General features: G+C 46.8%; 4 protein-coding genes. All 4 read right to left on the reverse strand.

Going from position 1 to position 4,304, the window contains the following annotated elements; genetic code table 11:
• Positions 1 to 188 precede the first annotated feature (188 nt).
• Positions 189 to 824, reverse strand: a complete 636-nt coding sequence (locus GX019_07175; GenBank protein HHT36944.1) for an SAM-dependent methyltransferase — start codon at positions 822 to 824, stop codon at positions 189 to 191.
• Positions 825 to 957: 133 nt separating this feature from the next.
• Positions 958 to 2,133: an aminopeptidase P family protein gene (locus GX019_07180; GenBank protein ID HHT36945.1), complete on the reverse strand. Its 1,176-nt coding sequence runs from the start codon at positions 2,131 to 2,133 to the stop codon at positions 958 to 960.
• A 156-nt stretch (positions 2,134 to 2,289) separates the two neighbouring features.
• Positions 2,290 to 2,685, reverse strand: coding sequence for a hemerythrin family protein (locus GX019_07185; protein ID HHT36946.1), 396 nt, complete (start codon positions 2,683 to 2,685; stop codon positions 2,290 to 2,292).
• Between the two features lie 114 nt (positions 2,686 to 2,799).
• Positions 2,800 to 4,086 (reverse strand): extracellular solute-binding protein, encoded by a 1,287-nt coding sequence (locus GX019_07190; protein ID HHT36947.1) that lies wholly within the window; start codon positions 4,084 to 4,086, stop codon positions 2,800 to 2,802.
• Positions 4,087 to 4,304: the final 218 nt, after the last annotated feature.

Raw genomic sequence — 4,304 nt, forward strand, 5'->3', positions numbered from 1 at the left:
AATCACCTTTCCTATCTTAAACCTCACAGCACCCAAGTATGCGAGATTGAAAATCATTCTCATATAAAATTTTACCAAATGGGAAGCCTATGGTCAATTACATGCTGAAAATAAAAGCAAAACAGCCGACACTTAATAGACTCTTAAGTGACGGCTGTTCTGCTCAGTCTAACCAGATAGCCCTTATCTCAGACTACTTGCGATTCATTACCCATTTCCTCAATATCTTCTTTTACCAGCCGGTAGATGATGAACTTATCGTGGGGGTCTTCCGCCCCGGGAACCCGGACTTTATTAATCTTTCTAAAGGGGTATTTTCTGATCTCATCTTTGTAGTCCGGAAGAGGATAAAACAAGATGATATCAATTGTGCGCGGCACTGCCTTTACCGACGCGATGATGTTCCGCAGCACTTTAGCAAACACTTTAGCTGAAAATGGATTAAAGAAATAAAAGCAGGTATCCTGAGGCTTGACCTGGTAGCGCTCTGCTAAGCCGAATTTGAACTTGATTGGAGCCGAAATGTGCTTAGCCCGTAACCGGTAGGTATATTTATTGTCAAGCGCTTCATTAAAAGTCAGATCATTAGCCTCAATCCCGACAACGGGGATTTGAAAGTGCTTGTGAATATAAAAGGCGACGCGGCCTCTTCCGCAGCCAAAATCTACTACCCGCTCATGATGCTTCAGACTGTATGACTGGAATAATACGTCCAATGCCTCGTATGGAGTGGCCTCATAGCGGTTGTAGTGGTGGTGGCCGTCCCATTCCCGCAGCCCCACCGTTCGGATGCCCAGCTCCTTGTCGTATCTTTTTGCACTCATACTGATATTCCTTTCCTTCCTCTTCTTATTCTACTCTATTCACCTTCTCCAAATAGGTCACGGACCCCTCCTTTTCCTAACATGCCAAAGGCCGGCCTCACTTCAGCCGGCCTTGCTGGTCTTATCCCAGCGTTTATTTTTGAATAATATAGTCAATGTTAGTTAATGGCTCTGATCCGTTTTCGGTGATGTAGTAGCCATTTTCTATTCTGAAGCCACCCCAGGGTGTATTAAACACCGGGATATCTATGGAAAGCACCATCCCCGCGCCAATTAACTCTGCCTGGGATGGACCGAATATGGGCGGTTCAAATTCAATGACTCCAACACTGTGGATGCCTGAGTAGAGGAAGCTTTCTCCATAACCTGCAGCTTCCATGATTTTTCTTGCTTTTGCTTCTGCGAGGCGTCCTTCCACACCGGGAACCATGTTTTGGGCGCAGGTTTTTTCAGCGTGGATCGCGGCTTCCAGCGCCTCCATCATCCTGCTGTCCTGCTTACCAACCAGGACCGGACGGCCAATCGCTCCATGATAGCCTTCGTACCGGGGAGCAACAGTAACTTGGACCAGCTCATTTTCTCCAATTTCCCTAAAGGTTGTGCGGCACATCAGCGTCCGGGAATTCGGTCCTGAACCTACCATGGTATCTATACCGGTACCTTCTGCTCCAGCTTTCCGCATGGCACCTTCAATCACAGCCGCTACTTCCCGCTCCGTCACACCAGGCCTGATTGCCTCAACAGCAGCGCGGAAGCCAATTTCCGCTATTTCATAAGCATAGCGGATTACTTCCATCTCAGCCGGGGTTTTGATGGCCCGCAGCATGCACACTGCATTTTCCACATCAACCCACTCGGCATGTTTGAGAACGTTTTTAAATGCCAAATACACCGGGGCACCCATTAAGTCGCCGCCGGCTAAACCAATCCTCTTAACCGCGCTGATATCCATGATATCAGAGATGATTTCTGCCAGGCTTTCAATCTTGGTATGGGGATAGTCTTCATTGGGATGGCAGAACTCCTCAAGCACGCGCACATCTTGAATCTGTCCCACATGGCGGATATAATCCGGACTTTCGGGACCGCAGAGCACGATCGGTTGGCCTGTTTGATGAAAAAGAATGCATACTGGTTCGAAGTGGATGGGGATGTTTGCCAACCAGCGGCAGTGAGCAGGGCCAAAAACTGCGTGATCATCTGCGTAGGCAATCAGCAGATCCAAATCTTGATCTTTCATTAACCCTTGAACCTTAACCCACCGCTTTGGATACTCCCCGAGAGGAATTACAGGTTTCCGATTACTCATTTTCGCACTCCTTCACTCAGTATTTTTGCTTTTTCCTCTAATCGGCCTATTCTACATTTAACATATTTTGCCTTTTTTTAAAACTGCGATCAGCCGGAAAATAAAAAAAGGAACGCTAGTTCAGCGCTCCTGGTTTTACTCGATTAGACACAAGGCTTATTTTTGATTAACAAACTCTCCAATTTTCCGATCCATTTTCGAGATATGGTTGGTCAGCCAGTCGATTACGATCTGATTCGCATTAATGATTACAGTCAAGCTGCCCCCGGAAGACTTGTAATCGCTGCGGAGCTGCTCCAATCGCTCAATAAATGAAGCGTGAGCTTTTTTCTGCTCTTCAAGACCCGGATAGTTAATGCTTGCCATATACTTCTCTTCATCAGCAAAGTGCTTTTTAGTGTAGCTATCTAAAAACTCGAGCAGTTCGCCAACGTATTCCTTGGCTTGTCCCTTTTTACCGGCGTCAAAAAGTTTCTCCGCTCTGTCAAACCATTCTTTATGCTGATCATCGATAAACTCAACACCTACAGATAAAGACTGATGCCACGGCATAAAACGACCTCCTCAACCATGTTGATTATTTTGCTTTAATATTATCACAACACTGATTTTATCTCAATATGAAAAGGACCGCAGGTTCTCAGCAAACCCGCAGTCCCGAAATATTTACTGTCTGAAGAGGTCATCCAGCGCTGCTTGGACTTGAGGAGCAATCTCATCCATGGCAGCTGCTGCGCCTTTACTTCCGGATAATACCTGATTTACAGCGTCACCGACAATATCCCAAATCTCGGTGTGCTGGAAGATATCTCCATCCGCCTGCCAGTTTTCGTTGGCAGCCAGGTACATATCCAGATGTTCTTTAGTAACCATCCAGTTGGTGATGATTTCGTCCAAGAAATTATAGCGGTCATCTTTGCGGAACAAGAAGTTAGCCAAGGCGATCATGTTCTCCGGTTCTTCCACGTTAGCCGGCAGGTAGGTCAGGAAGAACTCAAACGCCGGATAGTAGTACCGGTCAACATGCGGTCCTTTCGGCAGCGGTACCAGACCAAAATTAACACCAGCTGCCTGCGCGTGGCGGTTGCCGGGCAGATGAGTTGGATTAAAGGCAAGGGTGCCGTTGTTATAGTTTCCAGGACCAATAATGCCTAAGTTTTTCCAGTGAATAACCTTATTTAATGCGTAGATGGCATTCTCCTGGTTATAAGCGTAGGTCCATCTGCCGTTCTCGTCCTGCACTGCGATTTCCGCGCCGTTGAAGGGTGCCCAGCGGAAAAAGCCAGGACCATTGGTAATATCGGGCATACCCCACTGATCAATGACGCCGTCGCCGTTAGTATCCTGCGTTACCGCAATCATCATCTCTTCCAGCACATCAACGGTCCATTCTCCGTTGAGATACAGCTCATAAGGATCAGGCAGGTTGTATTGTTCAAGCAGATCCTTGTTGTAGGACATTATAATGATACTGTCATTTACGACGCCATCATGGAGTGCAACACCGTAGCGCTTTCCTTCGTATTTAAACTTCTCAATTGTATAGCGATCCATGCTCGGCAGCCATTCAAAATACTCCTCTGGCAGGTAGTCGTCTGCGGGAAGCAGCATCCCAGCTGTAACCAAGGCAAAATACGCGGACCGATGCGCCTGTTGAATAATATCGTATTTGGCATCACCTGACATGATGCGGGCCATCATCAGATCAGCGTTATCAATCAGCAGTGTTTCAATATTGACATTAAATGCTTCTTCGGCTTCCGCAATCCGTTCCTCGGAAGGCAGCGCTTTCCAAAAATCCGAACTTACAATCGTAACTGTTTTGCCTCCAAAATCCACCTCATCTGGGGACAGCACTCCCGGCGGCACTTCGTACGCGCCAACTGCTCCCAGTCCAGCGCCAAATGCCAGCAGACAAACAGTCAATATGAAAATAAGCCCAGTCCTTTTCATCCACATGCCTCCTCGTATATTAAGATTTAGGGAGATCATTTTAGGTTCTTTCTCCCTCTTGAACCTTGAAAACTAAATAAGCAAATTTAGATTTGGATCCTGACGTATATCCCTGGATAATAGAATCATGGAAAAGGATCTATCTGGGAAAAGACTTACGCCTCCTGTAGCTTGACTACATTTGTAGACTGTCTCCCGGCCCAACGATGTACTGCAAA

The sequence above is a fragment of the Bacillota bacterium genome (assembly GCA_012837335.1).
GTDB lineage: Bacteria > Bacillota > Limnochordia > Darwinibacteriales > DTU012 > DTU012.

What these genes read in the sequence shown, in the direction of transcription:
- GX019_07175 (HHT36944.1), bottom strand. Translation starts at nt 824, where the DNA reads ATGAGTGCAAAAAGATACGACAAGGAGCTGGGCATCCGAACGGTGGGG.
- GX019_07190 (HHT36947.1), bottom strand. Translation starts at nt 4,086, where the DNA reads ATGAAAAGGACTGGGCTTATTTTCATATTGACTGTTTGTCTGCTGGCA.
- GX019_07180 (HHT36945.1), bottom strand. Translation starts at nt 2,133, where the DNA reads ATGAGTAATCGGAAACCTGTAATTCCTCTCGGGGAGTATCCAAAGCGG.
- GX019_07185 (HHT36946.1), bottom strand. Translation starts at nt 2,685, where the DNA reads ATGCCGTGGCATCAGTCTTTATCTGTAGGTGTTGAGTTTATCGATGAT.